Here is a 20,899-nt window from a genome sequence, read left to right as displayed (position 1 = left end):
GTAGGCATGAGCCGCATCACCACCGTTGAAGCCATTCCCGTCCGCATCAAGCGCGACGTAGCGTATTTGGGCGCGCTGCCGCAGGGTGCGGGCGACCGGCAGTATTTCGTGCGTCCGCCGTACCGGGCGCTGTATTCGGCGTATTTCGAGACGACGTTCGTCAAGATCGTCACCGACGACGGCGCGGTGGGCTGGGGCGAGGCGCTGGCGCCGGTCGCGCCGGAGGTCGTGCAGACGATCGTCACGCAGCTTCTGACGCCGGTTCTGGTGGGCCGCAGCCCGCTCGATGGCGGCGTGTTGTGGAACGTGATGTACGACCTGATGCGCGAGCGCGGCTACTACGGCGGGTTCATGCTGGACGCCATCAGCGCGTGCGACATCGCGCTGTGGGACCTGCGCGGCAAGCTGCTGGGTCAGCCGGTGTATCAACTGCTCGGCGGGGCGTACCGCGAGACCATCCCGTGTTACGTCTCCGGACTGCCGAAGCCGACCGACCCCGAGCGCGTTGCTTTGGCGCTCGACTGGACGACGAAGGGATTCCACGCCTTCAAACTCGCGGCCGGGTTTGGCGTGAAGGAAGACACCGCCAGCATCGCCGCGCTGCGCGACGCGCTGGGGCCGGACTCGCCGCTGCTGCTCGACGCGCATTGGGTGTACTCGCTGGACGAGTCGGTGCGGTTGGGGCGCAATCTGGAGGCGCTCGACGCGGCAGTGCTGGAAGCGCCGATCAACCCGGAAGACATCGACGCGCACGTTGAGCTGGCCCGCGCGATTGCGATCCCGGTCGCCATCGGCGAGACCGAACGCACACGCTACCAGTTCCAGCCGTGGCTCACGCGGCGCGGCGCCGACCTGCTTCAGCCGGATGTCGGGCGTGCCGGGCTGTCCGAACTGATCAAGATCGCGCAGATGGCCGAGACGTTCAACATCCCGGTCGCGCCGCATCTGAGCGTCGGATTGGGCGCGTGTATCAGCGCGTCGATCCACGCCGCCGCCGCGATCCCGAACCTGTACATGCTCGAATACCAGCCGCCGGTATTCGAACTGGCGAACGCATTGCTCAAGACGCCGCTGGTGTGCGAACGCGGACGTTATCACCTGCCCGAAGGCACGGGGCTGGGCATCGAGATCGACGAAGCGCGCCTGCGCCAGTTGCAGTCGTAGGAGGCCGACGCGTGACTCTGCGTGAAATCTCTCGTTCTGCCGGGGCACTGCCCCGAACCCAGCCAGAAGGCTTTCGCCCTCTGGACCCCCGATCCCGCGCCGGCGGGCCGCAAGTGGCCACCGGCGCAGAGACGGGGTCAAGGGGTGCAAACCCCTTGTGGAGGTGTGGAGGCGAAACCTTAACGGCATCGACGTGCATAACATAGGAGGGATTTGCATAATATAGGAATGTATTCTATATTCTCGCTGTCGATCGCTGAGGGCGATTCAGTCAAGGAGGGAGGCCTTTGATTGATGACTGCCGTTACCAGTCCCCCATCCGCGCTTTCGATCCGTTGGAAACTAAGGAGAGTTAATCCATGAAGCGCCGTCTGATTGTTGTCGTCGCACTTTTGAGCCTAATTGCCGTGTTCTCCGTCTCTGCACAGGACGACCCGGTGACCCTCCGTTTAGCTTCGTGGCAGTGGGAAGATCCCGCCTACCTGCCGTTCTGGGAAGGCACCACTGATGCCTTCATGGAAGCCAATCCGAACGTCACGATCGAGCGCTTTGCGTTCCCGATCGACCAACTTTGGAACCAGATCAACTTGCAGGTTGCTGCAGGCACCCCACCCGAGCTGCTTGAGGTCACCGGCTTCAACGTGTTCGAGTACATGAACCTCGGCGTGCTGGCCCCGCTGAACGACTGCTTCGCCGGCACCGACATCGTCGAGAAGGTCGACGGACAGGACAGCTATGCCGTCGATGAAGAGGGCAACATCTATGCGCTGAACCTGTCGGCCCGCACGCTCGCGTTGTGGGTCAACAAGCCAATGTTCGAAGCCGCCGGCGTTGAAATCCCGACGAACTTCGAAGAGTTCAAGGCCGCGGCCATCGCGCTGACGAACCCCGCCAACGAAGAGTTCGGCCTCGTGCTGACCAACACTGCGCACTCGCGCTTCTACGAGTCGGTGCTCGACATGGTGGTCGGCTATGGCGGCCACTGGACGAAGGACGGACAACCCGCGTTCACCGAACCTGAGGTCATTCAGGGCGTGCAGTTCTTCAAGGATCTCTTCGATGCCGGCGTAATGCCGATCGGCGTCGACGGCGCGCCGTCGCAGTATGCGTTCTTTAACAGCGGCAAGGTCGCTATGACGATCGACGGCCCGTGGTACTGGGCGGTCGTCAGCGAACAGAATCCGGAACTGGCGGCTAACGTCGAGATCCACCGTATCCCGACCGACAGCGGCTTGCCGACCGGCGGCCCGAACAACCTGATCGGCATCGCCGCCGGCCTCGACGACGAGACGTTTGCAGTGGCGTGCGAGTACATCAAGTCGATCGCCACCACCGAGTGGGGGCAGGTCTGGACCAACAGCAGCGGCACGATCAACCCGGTCGAAGGCTCCGTCTCCGAAGGCTATCTGGGCGACAACCCGTGGTTCGCCTTCTTCGCCGAAGACCTCGCCAATTACGTGCCGGTTGCCGCGCCGGGCCTCGAGATCTACCACGGCAGTCTGCAATCCATGATCAACAACAAGCTGGTTGAGGTCATGTATGACGACAAGCCGGTCGAAGAGGCGATGGCCGAGCTTCAGGAAGAAGTAGAGGAATTCCTCGAAGACCAGATGTAATCCGCCGCGCTCCAACGAGGCAGATCGGGCAAACCCGGTCTGCCTCGTATTGGCTACTGAGTAGAAAGGGTGCCCGCGGTGACGTACACGCTTCGCGGCAGAATGATCCCGTATCTTCTGCTGGTGCCGGCGGCCATTATCATGGTGCTGGTCATCTTCTATCCGATGGTGTACAGCGCAGAGATCAGCTTTACGGATGCGCAGCTCTTGCGCTTCTCGCAGCGAGAATACGTCGGCCTCGAAAACTACACGCGCATGCTGAACCGCGACGACTTTTGGACGTCGGTTACGCGTACGCTGGTGTATACGGCCGGCACGGTGGTTATCAGCTACACCGTCGGATTGTTCGTCGCGGTCATCCTGAATCAGAACTTCCGCATGCGGTGGCTGGTGCGTACGTTGATGATCATCCCGTGGGCAACACCGTGGCTGGTCGTCACGCTGATCTGGTTCGTCATGTTCAACCCGCAGATCGGGCCGATCAATCAGGTTCTGAAAGGGCTTGGGGTCATCGAATCCGGCCGAACATGGTTGTATTCGTCCGACACGGCCATGCTCAGCATCATCATCACGACGAGCTGGCGGCTGTTCCCTGCCGTCACGCTGATCCTGCTGGCGAGCCTGCAGAGCATCCCGGCCGAGCTGTACGAGGCGGCCGAGGTCGATGGGGCCAACCCCCGCCAGCGTTTCCTGCACATCACGATGCCGTCGATCCGTACGGCCAGCATCACGATGATCACGCTGCTGACGATCTGGTCGTCCAAGCTGTTCACGATCGCATGGACGCTGACGCAGGGCGGCCCGGGCGATGCGACGCGCGTGCTGTCGGTCTACACGTATCAAGAGGCGTTCATCAACAACCGTCTCGGGCGCGGTTCGGCCTTGGCGATGCTGTCGTTCGTGCTGAGCTTGGTGCTGGTCGTGACCTACTTCGTCATCCTGCGCCGCGACGAGAAGAGGGTTGAAACATGAGCGCCTTTGCCGCCCACTCCCCTCGAAGTCGACCTCGCACTCAAGGCGCAAGCTCGCCGCCGCCACATGATCGCCGGTTTCGGCTTCTTCGTGTTGGTGGTGACATCGACCATCGCGGTGGTCTACCCGTTTTACTGGATGGTGATGGCCTCGTTCACACCGGAAGGGTACAGCCTCACCAACGCGCCGCTGCTGCTGCCCGACCAGTTCAGTATCGAAGCCTATCAGTCGATCTTCGCCGAACGCCCGCTGGCGACGTGGCTCGGCAACACCATCGCGATTACGCTCGGCGGGACGGCTATCGTCCTGCCTGCCGCGCTGTTGGCATCCTACAGCCTCAATCGCTTCCGCTTCCGCGGGCGAATGGTTTTCATCTTTCTGGTTTTGTTGTGTCAACTGCTGCCGGCGTCGGCACTGATCGTGCCGATCTTCCTGATCTTCCGGGATTTCAAGCTGATCGACACGACGCTGGGCGTGACGATCGCGTTCACGACATTCATGCTGCCGATGGCGATCTGGGTGTTGTGGGGGTATATCCAAACCATCCCGCACGAATTCGAAGAGGCGGCGCTGGTGGACGGATGCAACGGCTTTCAAGCCTTCATCCGCGTCACCCTTCCGCTGGCGATGCCCGGCATCGCCGCAACGGCGCTGTTCATCTTCCTCGAAGGCTGGAATCACTACCTGTTGGCGTTCGTGCTGACCAGTAACACGCAGCAGTGGGTGATCTCCCTCGGCCTGTATTCGTTCATCGGCCAATACGTGATCGAGATCGAGCAAATGATGGCGACGTCGGTAGTCGCTGCGCTGCCGGCGTTAGTCGTGTTTGCGATTATGCAGCGGTATTTGCGGGGCGGCCTCGCGCTAGGCGGCCTGAAAGGGTAAAGCGTTACTATGCGTGTCCTCGTTACCGGGGCCAGCGGGCGGATCGGTTCCGCGCTGGCCGACTATCTGAAATCGCAGGGCCATTGGGTGCGCGGCTTCGATCTCGTCAAGCCGTCGGACCGACTGGACGACGCCCTCGCAGGCAGCCTCAACGACAACGATGCGCTCGAACGGGCGCTGGACGGGGTCGAGGCGGTCGCGCATCTCGCCGCGCTCATGGCGTGGCATCCGAAGGATCTCACGCGGCTGTTCGAGATCAACGTCACCGGCACGTTTCAACTGCTGTCGGCAGCGAAGGGGCGCGGGCTGAAGCGCTTCGCGTTTGCCAGCTCGGGCGAGGTCTATCCCGAGCTGAACCCGCGCAGCCTGCCGATCACCGAAGACCACCCGACCCTGCCCACCAGCCCGTACGGCATGACCAAACTGCTGGGTGAGACGATGGTGCGCAACCTCGGCGAGCAGCACGACATCCCGTATGTCATCCTGCGCTTCTCGCACACGCAGACGGCTGACGAGCTGCTCGACGCGACCGGGCCTGTTTCCGGCCCACGCTTCCACGTCAACGCCAAGATTCGCCAGCTTCAGGGCATGCCGCAGACCGAGCCGGTGCAGAAGACGATCGCGGCGTTACAGGCCGTAGCCACCGAATCCGAGCAGCACTACATCAGCCTCAACCAGAACGGCGAGCCGTTCATGATGGGCGTGTGCGACGTGCGCGACCTGTGCAAATGGATCGCGCTGGGCCTCACGCATGATGCCGCCGTGGGCGAGACGTTCAACATCGGCGGGCGGCACAGCTTCAAGTTCGACGAGGCGATCCGCTACATGTCGCGGATCACCGGCCTGCCGGTGCGCGAGGTGCGGCTGTTCACCACCGACTACCGCTACGAAACCAGCATCCAGAAGGCCATGGACGTGCTCGGCTACGTGCCGGAGTACGACATTTTCAAGATGATCGACGACGCGGCGACGCGGCGGGTCGTCGCCAGCGTGTGACGATGAACGAACCACGCCGCTTCGATGTCGTGACACTGGGCGAGACCATGCTGCGGATCGTTCCGCCGCCGCCGCTGCGCCTCGGTCAGGCCGAAACGCTGGCGATCAGCTTCGGCGGCGCCGAGTCGACCGTGGCGGCCAACCTCGCGTGGCTCGGCCATCGTGCGGCGTGGTTCTCGCGCGTGCCGGACAACCCGCTCGGACATCAACTCGTGCGCACCATGCGCGGCTACGGCGTCGACTGCGACGCCGTCGCGTTCGATCCGAAGGCGCGGCTTGGGCTCTATTTCGTGGAGCTGGGGCCGTCACCGCGCGGGATTCAGGTCTGGTACGACCGCAAGCACTCGGCCGCCAGCCTGATGCGCCCCGAGGACGTCCCGGCCGGATGGATCGAGCAGGCGCGCTGGCTGCATCTCACTGGCATTACGCCGGCGTTGAGCGACACGTGTGCGCAGACCGTACGCGCCGCGCTCGACCGCGCGCGCGCTGCCGGCCTGACAGTCTCGTTCGACGTCAACTATCGCGCGCTGCTGTGGCCGCCGCAGACCGCCGGCGCGGCCCTCGAACCGTTGTGCAAAGCTGCCGACATCACGTTCGTCGCCCGCCGTGACGCCGATGCGCTGTTTGGCGTCAAAGGCGAGTTGGGCGATGTCGCGCACATACTGCACGACCGCTGGGGCGGTACGGTGATCGTGACGTCCGGCGAGCAGGGTGCGGCGGCGTATGACGGTACGACGGCGCATCATGTCGACGCCGTGCCGACCACGATCATCGACCGCCTAGGCGCAGGTGACGCTTTCACGTCCGGCGTGATCGACCAACTGCGGGCCGGCGCACCGCTGGAGACCGCCCTGCGTTTTGCCGCCGCGCTCGCCGCGCTAAAATTGTCGCTGGCCGGCGATATCGCCTTCGTCACCCGCGCCGAGGTCGAGCGCGTCATGCGCGATCAGTCCGCGCTGCTTCGGCGGTGAGGGGCAACAAGAGAAGACGATTTCCAAAGGGCTTTCGCCCTCTGGACTCCCGTTTCTGCGGTTTGATGCCGCATGCGGCATCAAACCGCGAGTGACGAGGTGCAGGAGTGCAAACTCCTGCCGGGGCTTGGGGCAGCGCCCCAACTGCTGCGTTGAAAGGGAATGTTCCATGACCGATATGTCGATCATCACGTCGACCGGCATCATCGCCATCGTACGCGGCGATCACGCGGCACAGGTCCACGCGATCGCGTCCGCGCTGCACGAAGGCGGTGTCCGCGCGGTCGAGGTCACGATGAACTCGCCGGGCGCGCTCGACATGATCGCCGGACTGGCGCGTCAGTGGCAGGGACGCATGCTGGTCGGCGCCGGCACCGTGCTGACCGTCGAGCAGTTCGACGCAGCGGTCGGGGCCGGAGCACAGTTCGTGGTGATGCCGGACACGTTCCCGCCGGTGATCGAACGCGCGCGCCAGCGGGGCATCGAGCCGATCCCCGGCGCGTATACGGCCACCGAGGTGCGCACGGCCGTTCGAGCAGGGGCGCGCTACGTCAAGCTGTTCCCCGCGATGCCGGCCGGCCCGAAGTACCTCGCGCAGCTTCGCGCGCCGCTGGACGACGTACATTTCGTCCCCACCGGCGGCATCGACGATCCGAACCTCGCGGATTTCGTGCGCGCCGGGGCGGTCGCGTTCGGCATCGGCAGCACGCTGGTCTCGCGCCGGTTCGACGGCTCGCCCGCGCAAATCGACTATCTGCGCGACACCGCCCAACTGCTCGTCAGCCTGTTCGCTCAGGCGCGCCGGGGGTAGGGGAAGTGATGAGTGATGAGTCTTGAGTGATGAGTAAGGGCAAGAACTGACGCAGCGCACCCAGCGGTGGGTCGTAGGGGCGACCGGCACTAGCCCTCACCCCCAACCCCCTCTCCCTGAGGGAGAGGGGCGAAACCGGCGCGGTGTCGTAGGGACGCGATACATCGCGTCCACGGGAAAGACGTTGATCCACAAAGGCTGCAGCGCACCCGGCGGCGGGTCGCCCGCGTGCATGCTCCGCAATCCGGCGCGGTGATTCGTAGGGGCGCGATACATCGCGTCCGACGGAGACCACGATATCGTGGGAATCATCAGGGCGAGCCGTGGGCTCGCCCTGTGTCCTTCTCTGTGTTCTCCGCGTCCTCTGTGGTTCAATCCGCCGTTTGCTGACGGACTCGCCCACAAATCACGCGATCGCTACTCGTCTCCGCCGACCGCCAACCGTACGTTGCTGGCCCGGATCTGCGCCTCGATGTCGCTGGCCGTCTGCGGGTTTTCGCGCAGGAACACCTTCGCGTTCTCGCGCCCTTGCCCCAACATCAACTCGCCATAGCGGAAGAACGCGCCACGCTTGTCGATGATACCGAGGTCCACCCCTAAGTCGACGATCTCGCCGGTCTTGCTGATGCCGGCCTCGTCGGCTGTGAACATGATGTCGAATTCCGCCTCGCGGAACGGCGCGGCCACCTTGTTCTTGGTCACGCGCACCTTGGTGCGGTTGCCAATCGTTTCGCCGGCGACCTTGATCGCTTGCACACGGCGGATGTCGAGGCGCACGGTCGCATAGAACTTGAGCGCGCGCCCGCCCGGCTGAGTCTCTGGACTGCCGTAGATAATGCCGACCTTCTCGCGAATCTGGTTGGTGAACATGACCGACACGTTGCTCTGCTTGATCGCGCCGGCCAGCTTGCGCAGGGCTTGGCTCATCAGACGAGCTTGCAGACCGACGTGGCTGTCGCCCATCTCGCCTTCGATTTCCGCGCGCGGGACCAGTGCCGCGACCGAGTCGATCACGATGATGTCGAACGCGCCGGACCGCACCAGCGTCTCGGTGATCTCCAACGCCTGCTCGCCGGTATCGGGCTGGCTGACGTACAGGCGATTGAGGTCGACGCCGATACGCGCCGCATAGGTCGGGTCGAGCGCGTGCTCCATGTCGACGAACGCCGCCAGGCCACCGCGCTTCTGCGCTTCGGCCACCACGTGCAAGCAGAGGGTCGTCTTGCCCGACGACTCCGGCCCGTAAATCTCAGTGATGCGCCCGCGCGGCACCCCGCCGACGCCGACCGCAATGTCCAGCGTGAGCGACCCGGTCGGGATGGTGTCGACGACCATGTGCGTCGCCTCGCCGAGCGCGACGATCGTGCCGTCGCCGAACCGCTTGGTCAAGTCGGAAAGCGCGCTTTCGAGCGCCTTGCGCTTGCCTTCTTCGACCGGTGCGCCGTCGGCGCCGTCAAACAGATCGCCGTCGTCCTGCTTTGCCTTGCGCCGAGGTGCCATCGCTCGATCGTCCTTCTCTGCGTATGTGGTATACATAGTCGTGAGTCTATCGCATGGAATGTTACCGCCAAATTTTAGCACATTTGGTCTATATCGGTCAACGGTCGATCACCGAGTGGAGAGTCCAACAATGAAGATCTACACAAAGACCGGCGACGATGGCTATACCAGCCTATTCGCAGGAGGACGCGTGAGCAAGGCGCATTTGCGCGTGGAGGCGTACGGGACGGTGGACGAGTTGAATTCGGTGATCGGCGTGGCGCGCACGTGCAGCCCGCAGGCCGAGGTTGGGCAAGCGTTGGTCGCCGCGCAGAATACGCTGTTCCACCTCGGCGCCGACCTCGCGACGCCGCTCGACGCCCAACCGGCGTGGGTCGTGCGCATCACGGACGAGGTCGTGACGGCGTTGGAGCGCGACATCGACGCGATGACCGAGCGCCTGCCCGAGCTGACGCAGTTCATCCTGCCCGGAGGCACCGCCGCCGCCGCCCAACTGCACGTCGCGCGGACGGTGTGCCGTCGCGCCGAACGCCTGACTGTCGCGTTGTCGGACAACGAACCCGTCAACGCCGCCGCCGCGGTTTACCTCAACCGCCTGTCGGATTGGCTGTTTACGCTGGCCCGCCTCGAGAATATGCTCGCCGGCGTGCCCGATGTCGTCTGGTCATCGCGGGAATAGTCGTCAGGAGTCAGGAATCAGTCGTCAGCCATCACGCGGAGTGCGCGCTGGCCGATCGTGCGTCGTAGTCGTAGGGGCGCAGCATGCTGCGCCCGCAGACAAAGCCCTCACCCCGCTGACCTCACCCCCGGCCCCTCTCCCGAGGAGAGGGGTGTAGGGCACGCGTGAGATTTCTGAAGCCCCTCGCCCCGCTTGCGAGGGAGAGGGGTTTGGGGTGAGGGGGCGCATACCCCGCCGCGGGACACCCTAACGGCACTCTCTGTGGCCTCTGGGTCCGTCTTTCACTCTAACACGGCCGCCGCATCCTTACGCACTATATGCGCGTCTTTGTAAGCCCCTCGCCCCGCTTGCGAGGGAGAGGGGTTTGGGGTGAGGGGGCGCAGCATGCTGCGCCGCACCTGACGACTGCCACCTCGTTTAGCCGGGCGTTTCAACGCTCGGCGGCTTGGGGGACGTCGTCTCGCGGACGACGTAGGAGGGGCGACCCATCGTGCGCAGGTGCATACGGGCGAGGTATTCACCGATGATGCCGATCGCCAAGAGCTGCGCGCCGCCGAACAGCGCGATGATCGACGCGAGGAACGGGAACCCCGGCGGGCTGCCTTCGAACATGTAACGCACCAGCACGTAGATCAGCACGCCGATCCCGAACAGCGTCATGCCGAAGCCCAGCACCGAGGCGATCCGCAGCGGCACGATACTAAAGCTGGTGACCATGTTGGCGGCGTAGTTCAGCAGCTTGCGGAACGTGTAGTTCGACGCGCCGAGCGTGCGCGGATCGTGACGCACCTTCACCGCCGAGAAGCGCCGCGTGCCCCACGTCAGCAGCGAGTCGAGCACGACGGTCGGCCCGTTGTAGTCGTTCGACGCGGCGACGATGTGCCGGCGCAGCGCCCGGAACGCGCTGATGTTGCGGGCGGTTTCCGCGCCCATCGTACTCTGCAGCGCCAGCTTAGTGATTTGGCTGGCGAGCGCGCGCAGACGGTTGTGCTCCTCGCGCTGCGGCGTGCCGTAGACGACGTCGAAGCCCTTGTCGAGTTCGGCCAGCAGTAGCGGAATTTGATCGACCGGGTGCTGCAAGTCGTCGTCCATCGTGACGATGACGTCGCCGGTGGCGGCGCGCAGGCCGCACAGCAGCGCGTTGTGCTGCCCGAAGTTGCGCGCCATCTTGAAGCCGCGCACGGTGCCGGGGTACTGCTCGGAAAGCTGCTGGATGACGTCCCAACTGTTGTCGCGCCCGTCATCCTCGACCAGCACGATCTCGAACCGTGCGGCCAGCGCCGGCAGCGCCTCGTGAAGCTGGCGCACCAGTTCCCCGATGCTGAGCGCGCCGTTGTAGACCGGGATGACGACGGAGATCGACTGCTGCACCAGTTTTGCGCGCCTCAATCTTGCAGGTAGCGCTGGCGCAGTGCGGCGTGCATGCGCGTGACGACACGCAGCACGGCGTCGGGGTTGGAGGTGCCGGGCGTGCCGCCTTCCTCGATGAACGCGTTGCGCAGGATGCGGCCCCAGTTGCCCGTGCTGCGCAGCTTGGTGTCGCAGATATACTGCTCGACCGTCTGGGCCTGCTGACCCGACGGCGGCACGAGCATGCGCTGCAAGCTGCTGTACACGTCGTCGATGTCGCGCGGGCGGATTTGCGCCACGTCGACCAGATGCTTGTGCAGGTAGATGCGCTTCATCTCATAGAACTCCGGCACGCTCATCTCGGTGCCGGCGGCGGTCGTGAGCGTCAATTCATGCCCGAGACGGTCGCTTTGCGCGTGCTGCGCGTGGAAGGTGTCGATGTCGAGCGGGCCGAGGATCGCCCACAGCGTCTTGTCCTCGCGCATCGGGTCGAGGTTGAGGCCGTGCTCGCGGAAGTAGTTCTCCATCAGCGCGTGGCTGAACTCGAAGTCGGTCAGCACGGCGGCCTGCCGCGACGCCGAAATGTTGACCGGCATGCCCGTCGACTCCAGCGTGCAGATGCGCTTGGTGCTGCCCAGGTCGGGGCGCAGACGGCCCATCGGGTTGTGCATGGCGCTGTTGGGGATGCCGAGGCCGTCCTCGTACAACAGCGCGCGCACGACCGAGTTGACGCGTTCGCTCTTGAGCAAATCGGCGTATTTGTCGAGGTCGCCGGGGCGCAGGTGCGGCGTCAGCGGCATGTCGAGCGTGCGTCCGGTGATGGTGGTCGACCGGATCGACTCGCGGACGCACAACAGCTCGGCGTCGCACGTGCCGTTGACGAACGGCCCGCCCTTGAGGATCGCGCTGTTGGCGATGGCCGTGGCGCTGCGCAGCAAGGTCATGAACTGCAAGAGGCCGAGCGCCTCCGGAGCGCGCCGCCACGTCGAGGTGGATGTGGCAGCCCTGAATACGGAAGACCTCGATCACGTTGGCGTCGGGGTCGATGCCGTACTTATCCTTCGTGCGCGCCAGTTTTTCGCCGTATTCGGGGACCGCGGCGTTGACCCACACCATCAGATCGCGCGCGGTCATCACCTTAGAGTCTTCGCTGAGCTTGAAGTCGCTCAGGATCGGGTAGGCCGACAGGATGGCCGTGGTCAGGCCGGTGACCTCGCTGGCGGCGATCAGCGACGCCATGATGCCGTCGAGCGACGCCCGCGTGAGCTGATAGCCGACGCCGGGCGCGACGTGGCACTCGACCTGATACTGGCACGCCTCGCGGTCGATCTGCGGGGTGACGCCGATCCGGCGCGCGTGCTGCGAGTACGCGCGGATGAACGTCTGCATCTCGTTTTCGACCGGGCCGCGCCCGTCCGGGTGCAGCAGGCCCAGCTCCAGTTCGGCACCCAGCGCGCGCATTTGGGTGGTCGGCGCGTCGGTGACCGCCAGATTGGTGTGATTGACCGACGGGTTGAAGTTGTACGGCACGACGGCCTTGGCGTGGGATTTGCCGCTGCGGTAGCGCGCGCTGACCGTGCTGCCCATCACGAACGTGTGGCCGTTGTGCTCGGCGAGGAACACGTTACCCTGCTCGGGCGGCGCGTCGGGATAGTAGGCGGTGATCGGCAGGCCGACGTGGTTATGCAGCGCGTCGAGGTCGAGCGGGGCGTCGCTGCCAGAGTCGGCCAATTCCTTGACGGCGTCGTTGAAGGCGCGCTTTCGGTCTTCGATCATCTGCCACGGAATCGACTCGCTGTACTCGACAAGCGTTTCGTTAGACGGCAGCGGAAGTTCCATGTCGACTCGGATCCTGTGACCTGCGTGCAGACCGGGGCAGCAGGCGTCCATTTTGGCGCACCGCGCGAGGGGATGCAAGTGCGCGCCGCACGGCGTTATCAAGCCGTAGGTGGGTGGCGGGGATGCGGCGACTAGGAGGCTTTCCGAGACGTGCGCGGAGACATCGCTTCCTCGCCTCTCCTGAGAACTTACTTCCTCTGGACTAGAATCTCTGATCTGATTTTCGCCGCGTGCCGGTCGAAAACATGAGATGAATAATTGTCTCGCTTAAGCACTGATACATTGTCCGCTTCGCGCCGCAGATCAAGTGAGGAGATACGTCGAAACGGGTCATCATACTTGGTATCGAATTGCATCTCTATCCCTTGTGTCTGTTTCTACCGTAGGATTCGTACGTGCGGCAATGTCCTGACTCTCTATTCAATGTAACTGCTTCTGCTGCACCTGCGCGATGAAGTCACCAACTGAAAGCATGACCCGTTGCAGGTCGGGGAGATATGCAGGTCTGACAGCTTGGGGCACGATCAGAATCACGTCCTTGCTGCGCATTTCATCTATCGATTCACGAGAAACTCGCGTATCGATCGTGCAAAGATGCTTTGAAGGAATCCTGTCAGCTTCGGTGAGTATCTGCCTCCATCGATCCTTTAGTGTGGATTTCGCCGCAAGCATAACCAGCAGCGAAGCGTTGAAGTCTGGATCATGATACTCGCTGCCGCCGGGAAACAGAAAGTCGGCCGATTTCTTCTTTTCAGTCCTCACTTGACGCTCGTACATTAGGCCGTGTGCGTCGAAGATGGCAGCCAGATGGTTTTCGAGCGCATGCCCCATCCTTGACTTCCTGCGGTTCTGCACCGAAAGCGAGTAGCTTATGAAGTCATCGACATCCTCGAAACCAACCGCAAGTTTCTCCTTCACCTGCACGGCCTCAATAGCCCGGAACAGATTCTCTTCGCACTGAATCCAGGTTGTGAGTGCAGTGTCTGGATCGACCTTCGCATCAACTTCTTCAACTGATCGCGCGAAGTCGGACATGTCTTTGGTTGATGGAAAGTGGTTCCCGAACCTTCGCGTGACAAGGTCCAGGTAGCGATCGCCATCAAACATGTCCACTGCGATCTCGAGAGCTTCAAGAATCTGTGATCTTGCAAACTCGATGGAAGTCGCTGACAAACTCTCCTCCGGAAGCAGGACGAGCTGTTCCGCTTCGCTATCGAACCCGAAGAGATAACGTGCAGCATGTACCCAACTGGAATCATTCTCGAACACAAGAGCGTGAACGCTCGAATTCTTGTCGCGGGCAAGCACAAGTAAGTCGCCTTCGGTTGCCCTTGAGAGAAAATCACCGTAGTAGTACAGTCGCCACTCAGAGCGGCCTGTACGGGCTGCACTCTTCACTCTGGCGTCATAAAACGTGAACGTACTGTCAGCAGTCACAACCTCTTCGTCTTCGCTGAAGTAATACCACTTGATTTCGCCTTGAAGTCGTTCGCTCGTCTGGAAGAAGTCTCGCAGCGCGGCCGCACCGTTCACTTCGTGTTGATTGGAACCTCGGCCAGGTAGATCTACAGTGCGCAAGACCTTTACTGCAACTGAGGAAAATAGATCAGTCAGTCTCATCTGGAGTCACACTTCCAACAGATAGTCGATGTTTGTAAGCGCATAGTTGCTCTCCGACAGGACATTTATCACAGTGCGGTTTCGGTGCGCAAATCTCCATCGTGAAATCCAAGAGCGCGTAATTGAAATTGCGCACCTCGTCACCGGGCGTAAGCGCATCAACAACGTCACGGACCCACTTCTTGCGTCTCGACTCCGCGTCGGTCGGTCGATCCATCAATCGCCCCACGAAGCGTACGATGTTAGCATCGATAATGGTGCTGCGCTTGTTCGCGTGAAGGCTGAGATACGCGCCAGCTGCGTACGGCCCCACGCCGGGGAGCTTCCGAAGCGCCTTCTCGGTTTCCGGCACCTCGCCGTACAGCCGCTGCAGAGTATCTCCGAGCCGCTTGAGCAGTGGCGCGCGCCACCGGAGCCCGAGCGGACGTATGACATCCTCGATTTCTTCTACCGATGCTGTTGCCAAATCAAGTGGCGTGGGGAACCTGTTCGTGAACTTAAGATATACCGGGATAACCGATTGCGCGCGCGTCCGCTGCAGCAGAATCTCCGCAGTCAGACCGTGCCATGGTTGCTCCGGGGCGCGCCAGGGAAATTCGCGGTAGTTTTCGGCACCCCAGCGGATCAAGACATCGCGAATTGTCTCAATTGTGCCTAGATCAAGATCGGCTGTGTTGGTAGCTTCTCTCGATCCTGTGTGTCGACCACGGGGCTGTTCAGGCACGCTACGACCTCCCTCGCAATGGCCTCCACGACCGGTACAGCGACAGAGTTTCCAAACTGCTTGTAGGCTTGCATATCGCTGCAAACGATCTTGAACGTGTCCGGATAGCCCATGAGCCGCGCGCATTCGCGCGGTGTAAGGCGCCGTGGATTCTTGCCGTCCTGCGGGATGAGTATTTCCGAGCCATCCTTGTAGTATCGGGCGCTCAACGTTCTGGTCACTCCAGCGAGGTCGACCAGCCCGAAACCGAAGCCATTGCCTTTTGCTTTGTGCTTACGGGCATAGTCCTGCAGATACGCCCAAAGATTGTCAGTCAAAGTGTATTTGTCCTCAACCTCTGGCTCCAGAATGTCCGCAACGCTGTGTTTTGCGTCCGTCAGCTCCGGAAACTTGAACGCACGCGGCTCGCGGAATCCGACGATATAGATCCGCTCACGATGTTGTGGCACAACACGCCGGGCATCAATGATTTGATACTCGACGTGATATCCCAGCTCATCTTGAAGCGTTTCCATGATGACTCGAAATGTCCGGCCCTTATCGTGTGTTCTCAGGTTCTTGACGTTCTCAAGAACAAATGCCGCCGGCTGCCTGTCGCGAATGATCCGCGCGACATCAAAGAACAACGTGCCTTGTGTCTCGTGCTCAAACCCGTGCGCACTTCCCAGCGCGTTGTGCTTGCTGACGCCAGCAATACTGAATGGCTGGCAGGGGAATCCGGCCGTCAATATGTCGTGATCGGGAATTATCTCCGAAGCGATTTTCGTAATGTCGCCTGCCGGGCACTCGCCGTAGTTGGCAACATACGTCTCCTGCGCATACTTATTCCACTCCGACGAGAACACGCAGGTGCATCCGGCACGTTCAAACCCGATTCGGAACCCGCCGATACCTGCGAAGAGATCGATAAACGTGAGCTTGCTGACTTTAGGCATAGATTAGCTTTGTCCGGGCAAATTCTACCCGCTGATTCTAGCACGAAAGGTGGCCGACGTGTGCGCCGCCGCGCCCCTATCCCAACCGGATGCGCGGGTTGAGCGCGGCGTACAGCAGGTCGGCGATCAGGTTCGCCAGCGCGAAGAAGAAGATCACCACCATCACGCACGCTTGCAGCAGCGGGATGTTCTTGCCCTCCACCGCCTCGATCAGCAGCGCGCCGAGGCCGGGGAAGCTGAACACGTTCTCGATCACGATCAGCCCGCCGATCAGCCAGCCCACGCTGAGCGCCACCACCGTCACGGTCGGCATCAGGGCGTTGCGCAGCACGTGCTTGACGATCACCGTGCGCCGCGGCAGCCCCTTGAGCGTGGCGGTCTGCACGTAGGGCTGGCGCAGTTCTTCCAGCATGCCGGCGCGGGTCATGCGCACGACGTAGCCGAGCAGCACGAACGTCGCCGTAATGGCCGGCAGGGTCAGCGTGCGCAGCCAATCGCCGAACGTGAAATCGGGCGCGATCAGCGCGGTCGGCGGGAACCAGCCCAACCCCGTAGCGAACACGTTGATCAGCACGACGCCGGTGACGAACTCGGGCAGGCCGACGACCGACAGCGACAGCAGCGAGATGAGGTTGTCGACCCACGAGTTCTGGCGCAGCGCCGCCACCACGCCCAGCGCGATCGACAGCGGCACGGCGATCACGAGCGTCAGCGCGGCGAGGCGCAGCGTGTTCGACAGGCGCGCCAGCACCAGCGGCTGAACGGGTGGATTGCCGGCGCTGTAGCTGATCCCCCAGTCGCCGGTGAGGAATCCGCCCAGCCAGTGGACGTACTGCATTGGCAGCGGATCGTTCAGGCCGGCCCGATCGCGGAAGGCCTCGAGTGCGGCCTCGGACGCCTCACGCCCGAGCTGCAAGCGCGCGATGTCGCCGGGCAGCACCTGCGTCAGCGCGAAGATCACGATCGACGTGAACAGCATAGTCACGCCCAGCAGGGCGATACGGCGGATCAGGAAGCGAGTCATGGCGCCTCACCCCGCGTCGCACAGACCTCACCCCCCCCCCCCCGGCCGCCCTCCGCCCTCCGGCCCCCCCCTTTCCCCTTCCCCCCCCGGCGGCGGGCGGGGGGGGGGGGGGGGGGGCCCCCCCCCCCCCCCCCCCCCCCCCCCGGGGGCGGGGGGGCCGGGGCGGGGGGCCGGCCGGCGGCCGCCCTCCCCCCCCCCCCCCCCCCCCCCCCCCCCCCCCCTGCCCCGCCCCCCCCCCCCCCCCCTCCCCCCGGGGGGGGGCGCCCGCGGGCTGGGCCCCCCCCCCCCCGGGGGGGGGGCGGGGGGGGGGCCCGGGGCCGCGGGCCCGCACCCCCCCCCCCCCCCCCACGGGACGACCCGGCGGGTCGCCTCTACAAGCCGTTCCGCGGCCTGCTCGTGTCGTCTACCCGCCAAGTTACATCTCTGCCGGTTCAACGGGGTATGCCTCCCGGGGTGACAATCGAAAGCATTCGCGACGAACCGCCTCGTGTTCACGTGTCGCTCGCTCGGTCTCTCCGGAGGGCGCGGTCCGGCTGCCCGCTATGCCCGCTCGCGCGACATGGCGACCAGATGGCGCGCTTGCTCAAGCCGTGTCGCCGTCAGGACGCGGGCCGCGAGCGCCGGATCGAGGCGCTTGAGCGCCGTGATGATAATGTTCGCCAGAGTCGACGTGATCACGACGAACAGGCCGAGGTTGTCGGGGGATGTCTCGAGGACCTTCTTGGCGTTCATCAGCGCAGGGGCGGCGTTGGTCGAGCGGCCGCGGCTGAGGTCGGCGATCAGGTCACAGCGGTAGGACTTGCTTGCGATCAGGACGTTAGCCTGTTCCTGTGCCGCAAAAAACTCGTCCCACGCGAAGCGCCCGATAAACGTCACCCGAACGATCGTCTCGTCGGCGTCGTCCCACTCTACCGTTACATCCGCCATATCGCCACTGCCTTCCAGCCAATCATTCGGACACTAGAGTCGTTCTCACACTTGAGAACGCAGTTGGCAGGATTATAGGTCACGATTGTGACGGCAAAGATTAAGGACGTCGGATGCGCTTACGTGCTGAAGACCCCTTGCACGACTCCCAGCGTGATGATCGCGATGCTCACGAGACTCGTGAGAAAGAACAGCCCGCCCATCACCTGCGGAATGCGCGGTTTCTCGGCAAACTCGTCCTTTACGCCCATGCGCCAGTTCAGCGTATCTTTGACGTTGAGCAGGATCGACGCCGCAACCATCAGACCCGCCGCGACCAGTTCAATCCCTGCGTCAAGCGGCGACAGCTGCAGCGCCAGCACAAGGCTGATCAGAATCGGTCCCCACATCAGCGCGCCGACATGGATCAGCCGGAGATATTTCGAGTAGTCCGGCTGCGATTGGCGCTGCAACGCAATGGGAATCCCGTTGACCAAGCCAAACGCGATATTGAGGACTCCACCGAGAATCAGAAGTTTGCTCGCATCATCCATGACGTGCCTCCTCCTCTCAAGCTTGTCCGAACCAAAGGGACAGGATGTGCGTTGATCAGGCGGCTTACTGCGCGCGCTCTCGTGCGATCAGCTCGCGGGCCTGTTCGACCGAGGCGACGCTGACGACCTTGTTGCCCAACTCGGCGTCGAAGCGCTTAAACACGTTGGCGAGCATCCCGATCAACGGGTTGATGACGACCACCAGCAGGCCGAAATTACCCGGGTAGGTGCGCATCACCTCGCGGGCGTTGTACAGTGCCGGCGCGGCCGATTCCATCACGCCGGGGCGCATATTGGCGATGATGTCGCAGCGATAGGGCTTGGACGCAATCAAATCCGCCGCCGTCTTATTGGCCGCGAAGAACTCGTCCCACGTCCATTTTCCGGAAAACTCGTTGCGGACGATCGTCTCGTCCGAGTCGTCCCACTGGCTGGTGACCGGCATGCAGGCCTCCTCGATCGACCGACGGGGGGAGGTGCCGCGCAGCGATAGTCCGCCGTGCTATACTGGATTATACGATCATTTTGAAAGGCGCGTGCGATGGCCCGAAAAACAGCCTCGATCAACGGGAACGGCGTCAAGCAGGCCGCCGTCCCTGAACCGTCCGCCGAACTCAAACGTAACCCCGGCATGCCGCTCGACCTCGGCTGGGTGAACCGGGCGCGGGTCAACCGCAGCGCCGCCGAGCGCCGCGCCAAGACGATCCCCGCCCGTCGCAGCGTCAAGCAGGACGCGCAGGCCGCATGGCTGCTCAAGGCCGTGACCTGCATCGACCTCACCACCCTCAGCGGCGACGACACGCCCTCGAATGTGCAGCGCCTCTGCGCGAAGGCGCGCAATCCCGTCCGCGAGGACATCCTCGAAGCGCTGGGCATGGCAGACGCGGGAATTACCGTGGGTGCGGTGTGCGTCTACCACCAGCGCGTAGCGGACGCGATCGCCGCCTTGCAAGGCACCGACATTCCGGTCGCGGCGGTCAGCACCGGGTTCCCCGCCGGACTCAGCCCGTTCAAGCAGCGCGTGGAAGAGATTCACGCGTCGGTCGAGGCCGGCGCGCGCGAAATCGACATCGTCATCACCCGCGAATACGCCCTGCGCAACGAGTGGCAGAAGCTGTACGACGAGGTCAAGGCGTTCCGCGAGGCGTGCGGTGACGCGCACATCAAGACCATTCTGGCGACCGGTGAACTGGGGACGCTGACCAACGTCGCCAAAGCCAGCCTCGTCGCCATGATGGCCGGTGCCGACTTCATCAAGACCAGCACTGGCAAGGAGTCGGTCAACGCGACGCTGGAGGTCAGCCTCGTGATGACGCGCGCCATCCGCGAATACTACGAGCGCACCGGCTACCTGATCGGCTACAAGCCGGCCGGCGGAATCCGCGTGGCGAAAGACGCGCTCAACTATCAATCCCTGATGCGCGAAGAGCTCGGCGTGCGCTGGATGCAGCCCGACCTGTTCCGCTTCGGCGCGTCCGGCCTGCTGACGGACATCGAACGGCAGTTGTCGCACCACGTTACCGGCCGCTACGCCGCCAAGCACCACATGCCGATGGGATGAGGGCTAAATGCCACCGGCGGACGAAGAAATTCGCAAACACTATAGAGACCGCAATTTCATACTGAGCGCACACGCACACGAGAAGTCCGCTCAGCGGCGTATCCTAAGTGACGAGATCGACGAGGCGATACAGGCAGGTGAAGTGATAGAGGATTACCCGAACGACAAGTACGGACCTTCTTGCCTTCTGCTTGGCTTAACGAAGGCTGGACGGCCGCTTCATATACAGGTCTCGTATCCGCCACATCGCAAAGTGATCACCGTATACGAACCCAGTTCCGATCGCTGGGAAGCAGACATGAGGACGAGGAAGCAGCATGGATGACAAGTGCCACTGCGGCGGCGAGTTGATTGAACGACGAATTACGCATTTTCTCGAAGTCGATGGTACGCGCTACTTGTTCGAGAACGTGCCCGTTCTTGTGTGCAGTCAGTGTGGCGAGAAGTACTTCAGACCGGACGTACACGACATGATCGTGCACTCGATTCATGACGGCGCGGTACCTGATCGATTTGAGCCTGTGGCGGTCATCGACCTTGAGTCGCTCGTGGGACCGTGACCCATGCACGATTATCACATCAACGTATTCTGGAGCGAAGCGGACGGCGAATGGATCGCCGATATTCCAGACCTCGAACCCTGTTCGGCGTCTGGCGCAACGCCTGAAGACGCTGTCCGCGAGGTGCAGATCGCAAGAGATCTGTGGCTCCGCGTTGCTGCCGAGGAAGGACTTCCGATCCCCGAGCCGCGCTATCGTCCGGCGATCTACAAGGCAGTCGGTTAGGCTAACG

23 protein-coding genes are annotated in these 20,899 nt (G+C 63.1%); 13 read left to right on the top strand and 10 right to left on the bottom strand.

The genetic code is table 11. From position 1 onward, the window contains the following. The first annotated feature begins 6 nt into the window (after positions 1 to 6). The 7 genes from IPM16_23590 (at position 7) to IPM16_23560 (ending at position 7,415) form a co-directional block, all read left to right on the top strand. Positions 7 to 1,164: a mandelate racemase/muconate lactonizing enzyme family protein gene (locus tag IPM16_23590; protein ID MBK9126092.1), complete on the top strand. Its 1,158-nt coding sequence runs from the start codon at positions 7 to 9 to the stop codon at positions 1,162 to 1,164. A gap of 359 nt (positions 1,165 to 1,523) precedes the next feature. Then, entirely contained in the window at positions 1,524 to 2,780 is a 1,257-nt protein-coding gene (locus tag IPM16_23585) for a sugar ABC transporter substrate-binding protein (GenBank protein ID MBK9126091.1), read from the top strand. 78 nt (positions 2,781 to 2,858) lie between these two features. Beyond that, positions 2,859 to 3,752: a sugar ABC transporter permease gene (locus IPM16_23580; GenBank protein ID MBK9126090.1), complete on the top strand. Its 894-nt coding sequence runs from the start codon at positions 2,859 to 2,861 to the stop codon at positions 3,750 to 3,752. Between the two features lie 6 nt (positions 3,753 to 3,758). After that, positions 3,759 to 4,637 carry a carbohydrate ABC transporter permease gene (locus IPM16_23575; GenBank protein ID MBK9126089.1) on the top strand — a complete coding sequence of 293 codons (879 nt, stop codon included), beginning with the start codon at positions 3,759 to 3,761 and terminating at the stop codon, positions 4,635 to 4,637. Positions 4,638 to 4,646: 9 nt separating this feature from the next. Further along, positions 4,647 to 5,633, top strand: coding sequence for an NAD(P)-dependent oxidoreductase (locus IPM16_23570; GenBank protein MBK9126088.1), 987 nt, complete (start codon positions 4,647 to 4,649; stop codon positions 5,631 to 5,633). A 2-nt stretch (positions 5,634 to 5,635) separates the two neighbouring features. Then, positions 5,636 to 6,604, top strand: coding sequence for a sugar kinase (locus tag IPM16_23565; protein MBK9126087.1), 969 nt, complete (start codon positions 5,636 to 5,638; stop codon positions 6,602 to 6,604). A gap of 169 nt (positions 6,605 to 6,773) precedes the next feature. Then, positions 6,774 to 7,415 (top strand): bifunctional 4-hydroxy-2-oxoglutarate aldolase/2-dehydro-3-deoxy-phosphogluconate aldolase, encoded by a 642-nt coding sequence (locus IPM16_23560; GenBank protein ID MBK9126086.1) that lies wholly within the window; start codon positions 6,774 to 6,776, stop codon positions 7,413 to 7,415. Positions 7,416 to 7,832: 417 nt separating this feature from the next. Here IPM16_23560 and recA read toward each other — a convergent pair whose 3' ends face one another. Then, positions 7,833 to 8,915: a recombinase RecA gene (gene recA / locus IPM16_23555; GenBank protein ID MBK9126085.1), complete on the bottom strand. Its 1,083-nt coding sequence runs from the start codon at positions 8,913 to 8,915 to the stop codon at positions 7,833 to 7,835. Positions 8,916 to 9,045: 130 nt separating this feature from the next. On the opposite strand from recA, the gene IPM16_23550 reads away from it, so the two are divergent. Then, entirely contained in the window at positions 9,046 to 9,594 is a 549-nt protein-coding gene (locus IPM16_23550; protein MBK9126084.1) for a cob(I)yrinic acid a,c-diamide adenosyltransferase, read from the top strand. Positions 9,595 to 10,011: 417 nt separating this feature from the next. Here IPM16_23550 and IPM16_23545 read toward each other — a convergent pair whose 3' ends face one another. Continuing rightward, complete coding sequence (locus IPM16_23545; protein ID MBK9126083.1) at positions 10,012 to 10,965, bottom strand: glycosyltransferase family 2 protein; 954 nt, start codon at positions 10,963 to 10,965, stop codon at positions 10,012 to 10,014. A 14-nt stretch (positions 10,966 to 10,979) separates the two neighbouring features. Next, entirely contained in the window at positions 10,980 to 11,897 is a 918-nt protein-coding gene (locus tag IPM16_23540; protein ID MBK9126082.1) for a hypothetical protein, read from the bottom strand. A gap of 43 nt (positions 11,898 to 11,940) precedes the next feature. Here IPM16_23540 and IPM16_23535 point away from each other — a divergent pair, with 43 nt between their 5' ends. After that, positions 11,941 to 12,918: a hypothetical protein gene (locus IPM16_23535; GenBank protein MBK9126081.1), complete on the top strand. Its 978-nt coding sequence runs from the start codon at positions 11,941 to 11,943 to the stop codon at positions 12,916 to 12,918. A 285-nt stretch (positions 12,919 to 13,203) separates the two neighbouring features. On the opposite strand, the gene IPM16_23530 is transcribed toward IPM16_23535, so the two are convergent. The 7 genes from IPM16_23530 to IPM16_23500 form a co-directional block, all read right to left on the bottom strand. Further along, positions 13,204 to 14,403, bottom strand: coding sequence for a restriction endonuclease (locus IPM16_23530; protein ID MBK9126080.1), 1,200 nt, complete (start codon positions 14,401 to 14,403; stop codon positions 13,204 to 13,206). Further along, positions 14,390 to 15,127 carry an A/G-specific adenine glycosylase gene (locus IPM16_23525; protein ID MBK9126079.1) on the bottom strand — a complete coding sequence of 246 codons (738 nt, stop codon included), beginning with the start codon at positions 15,125 to 15,127 and terminating at the stop codon, positions 14,390 to 14,392. Before IPM16_23525 ends, IPM16_23530 begins: the two co-directional genes overlap by 14 nt. After that, on the bottom strand, positions 15,058 to 16,062 hold the full coding sequence (gene dcm, locus IPM16_23520) for a DNA (cytosine-5-)-methyltransferase (GenBank protein MBK9126078.1): 1,005 nt from the start codon (positions 16,060 to 16,062) through the stop codon (positions 15,058 to 15,060). Before dcm ends, IPM16_23525 begins: the two co-directional genes overlap by 70 nt. 76 nt (positions 16,063 to 16,138) lie before the next feature. Continuing rightward, on the bottom strand, positions 16,139 to 17,086 hold the full coding sequence (locus IPM16_23515) for an ABC transporter permease (GenBank protein MBK9126077.1): 948 nt from the start codon (positions 17,084 to 17,086) through the stop codon (positions 16,139 to 16,141). Between the two features lie 540 nt (positions 17,087 to 17,626). Next, entirely contained in the window at positions 17,627 to 18,013 is a 387-nt protein-coding gene (locus tag IPM16_23510; protein MBK9126076.1) for a hypothetical protein, read from the bottom strand. Between the two features lie 119 nt (positions 18,014 to 18,132). Further along, positions 18,133 to 18,546 carry a hypothetical protein gene (locus IPM16_23505; protein MBK9126075.1) on the bottom strand — a complete coding sequence of 138 codons (414 nt, stop codon included), beginning with the start codon at positions 18,544 to 18,546 and terminating at the stop codon, positions 18,133 to 18,135. Between the two features lie 64 nt (positions 18,547 to 18,610). Further along, positions 18,611 to 18,991, bottom strand: coding sequence for a hypothetical protein (locus IPM16_23500; protein ID MBK9126074.1), 381 nt, complete (start codon positions 18,989 to 18,991; stop codon positions 18,611 to 18,613). 96 nt (positions 18,992 to 19,087) lie between these two features. On the opposite strand from IPM16_23500, the gene deoC reads away from it, so the two are divergent. Genes deoC through IPM16_23480 form a run of 4 tightly spaced genes read left to right on the top strand, consistent with a single transcriptional unit; the run spans position 19,088 to position 20,892 of the window. Next, entirely contained in the window at positions 19,088 to 20,107 is a 1,020-nt protein-coding gene (gene deoC, locus IPM16_23495) for a deoxyribose-phosphate aldolase (GenBank protein MBK9126073.1), read from the top strand. Between the two features lie 7 nt (positions 20,108 to 20,114). Further along, positions 20,115 to 20,432, top strand: a complete 318-nt coding sequence (locus IPM16_23490; GenBank protein MBK9126072.1) for a DUF4258 domain-containing protein — start codon at positions 20,115 to 20,117, stop codon at positions 20,430 to 20,432. After that, on the top strand, positions 20,425 to 20,667 hold the full coding sequence (locus IPM16_23485) for a YgiT-type zinc finger protein (protein ID MBK9126071.1): 243 nt from the start codon (positions 20,425 to 20,427) through the stop codon (positions 20,665 to 20,667). The genes IPM16_23490 and IPM16_23485 overlap by 8 nt, the downstream gene beginning before the upstream one ends. 3 nt (positions 20,668 to 20,670) lie before the next feature. After that, positions 20,671 to 20,892 carry a type II toxin-antitoxin system HicB family antitoxin gene (locus IPM16_23480; GenBank protein MBK9126070.1) on the top strand — a complete coding sequence of 74 codons (222 nt, stop codon included), beginning with the start codon at positions 20,671 to 20,673 and terminating at the stop codon, positions 20,890 to 20,892. The last annotated feature ends 7 nt before the right edge of the window (positions 20,893 to 20,899 follow it).

Origin of the sequence: Candidatus Flexicrinis affinis (assembly GCA_016716525.1) — a bacterium.
GTDB lineage: Bacteria > Chloroflexota > Anaerolineae > Aggregatilineales > Phototrophicaceae > Flexicrinis > Flexicrinis affinis.
The sequence above is the reverse complement of the archived record's forward strand: the minus strand, read 5'-3'. Positions and strand labels throughout refer to the sequence as shown.

Bases quoted from the DNA above. Each gene is read 5' to 3' on its own strand.
- IPM16_23590 (MBK9126092.1), top strand. From the start codon at position 7: ATGAGCCGCATCACCACCGTTGAAGCCATTCCCGTCCGCATCAAGCGC.
- IPM16_23585 (MBK9126091.1), top strand. From the start codon at position 1,524: ATGAAGCGCCGTCTGATTGTTGTCGTCGCACTTTTGAGCCTAATTGCC.
- IPM16_23570 (MBK9126088.1), top strand. From the start codon at position 4,647: ATGCGTGTCCTCGTTACCGGGGCCAGCGGGCGGATCGGTTCCGCGCTG.
- IPM16_23565 (MBK9126087.1), top strand. From the start codon at position 5,636: ATGAACGAACCACGCCGCTTCGATGTCGTGACACTGGGCGAGACCATG.
- IPM16_23560 (MBK9126086.1), top strand. From the start codon at position 6,774: ATGACCGATATGTCGATCATCACGTCGACCGGCATCATCGCCATCGTA.
- recA (MBK9126085.1), bottom strand. From the start codon at position 8,915: ATGGCACCTCGGCGCAAGGCAAAGCAGGACGACGGCGATCTGTTTGAC.
- IPM16_23550 (MBK9126084.1), top strand. From the start codon at position 9,046: ATGAAGATCTACACAAAGACCGGCGACGATGGCTATACCAGCCTATTC.
- IPM16_23530 (MBK9126080.1), bottom strand. From the start codon at position 14,403: ATGAGACTGACTGATCTATTTTCCTCAGTTGCAGTAAAGGTCTTGCGC.
- dcm (MBK9126078.1), bottom strand. From the start codon at position 16,062: ATGCCTAAAGTCAGCAAGCTCACGTTTATCGATCTCTTCGCAGGTATC.
- IPM16_23515 (MBK9126077.1), bottom strand. From the start codon at position 17,086: ATGACTCGCTTCCTGATCCGCCGTATCGCCCTGCTGGGCGTGACTATG.
- IPM16_23510 (MBK9126076.1), bottom strand. From the start codon at position 18,013: ATGGCGGATGTAACGGTAGAGTGGGACGACGCCGACGAGACGATCGTT.
- IPM16_23505 (MBK9126075.1), bottom strand. From the start codon at position 18,546: ATGGATGATGCGAGCAAACTTCTGATTCTCGGTGGAGTCCTCAATATC.
- IPM16_23500 (MBK9126074.1), bottom strand. From the start codon at position 18,991: ATGCCGGTCACCAGCCAGTGGGACGACTCGGACGAGACGATCGTCCGC.
- deoC (MBK9126073.1), top strand. From the start codon at position 19,088: ATGGCCCGAAAAACAGCCTCGATCAACGGGAACGGCGTCAAGCAGGCC.
- IPM16_23490 (MBK9126072.1), top strand. From the start codon at position 20,115: ATGCCACCGGCGGACGAAGAAATTCGCAAACACTATAGAGACCGCAAT.
- IPM16_23485 (MBK9126071.1), top strand. From the start codon at position 20,425: ATGGATGACAAGTGCCACTGCGGCGGCGAGTTGATTGAACGACGAATT.
- IPM16_23480 (MBK9126070.1), top strand. From the start codon at position 20,671: ATGCACGATTATCACATCAACGTATTCTGGAGCGAAGCGGACGGCGAA.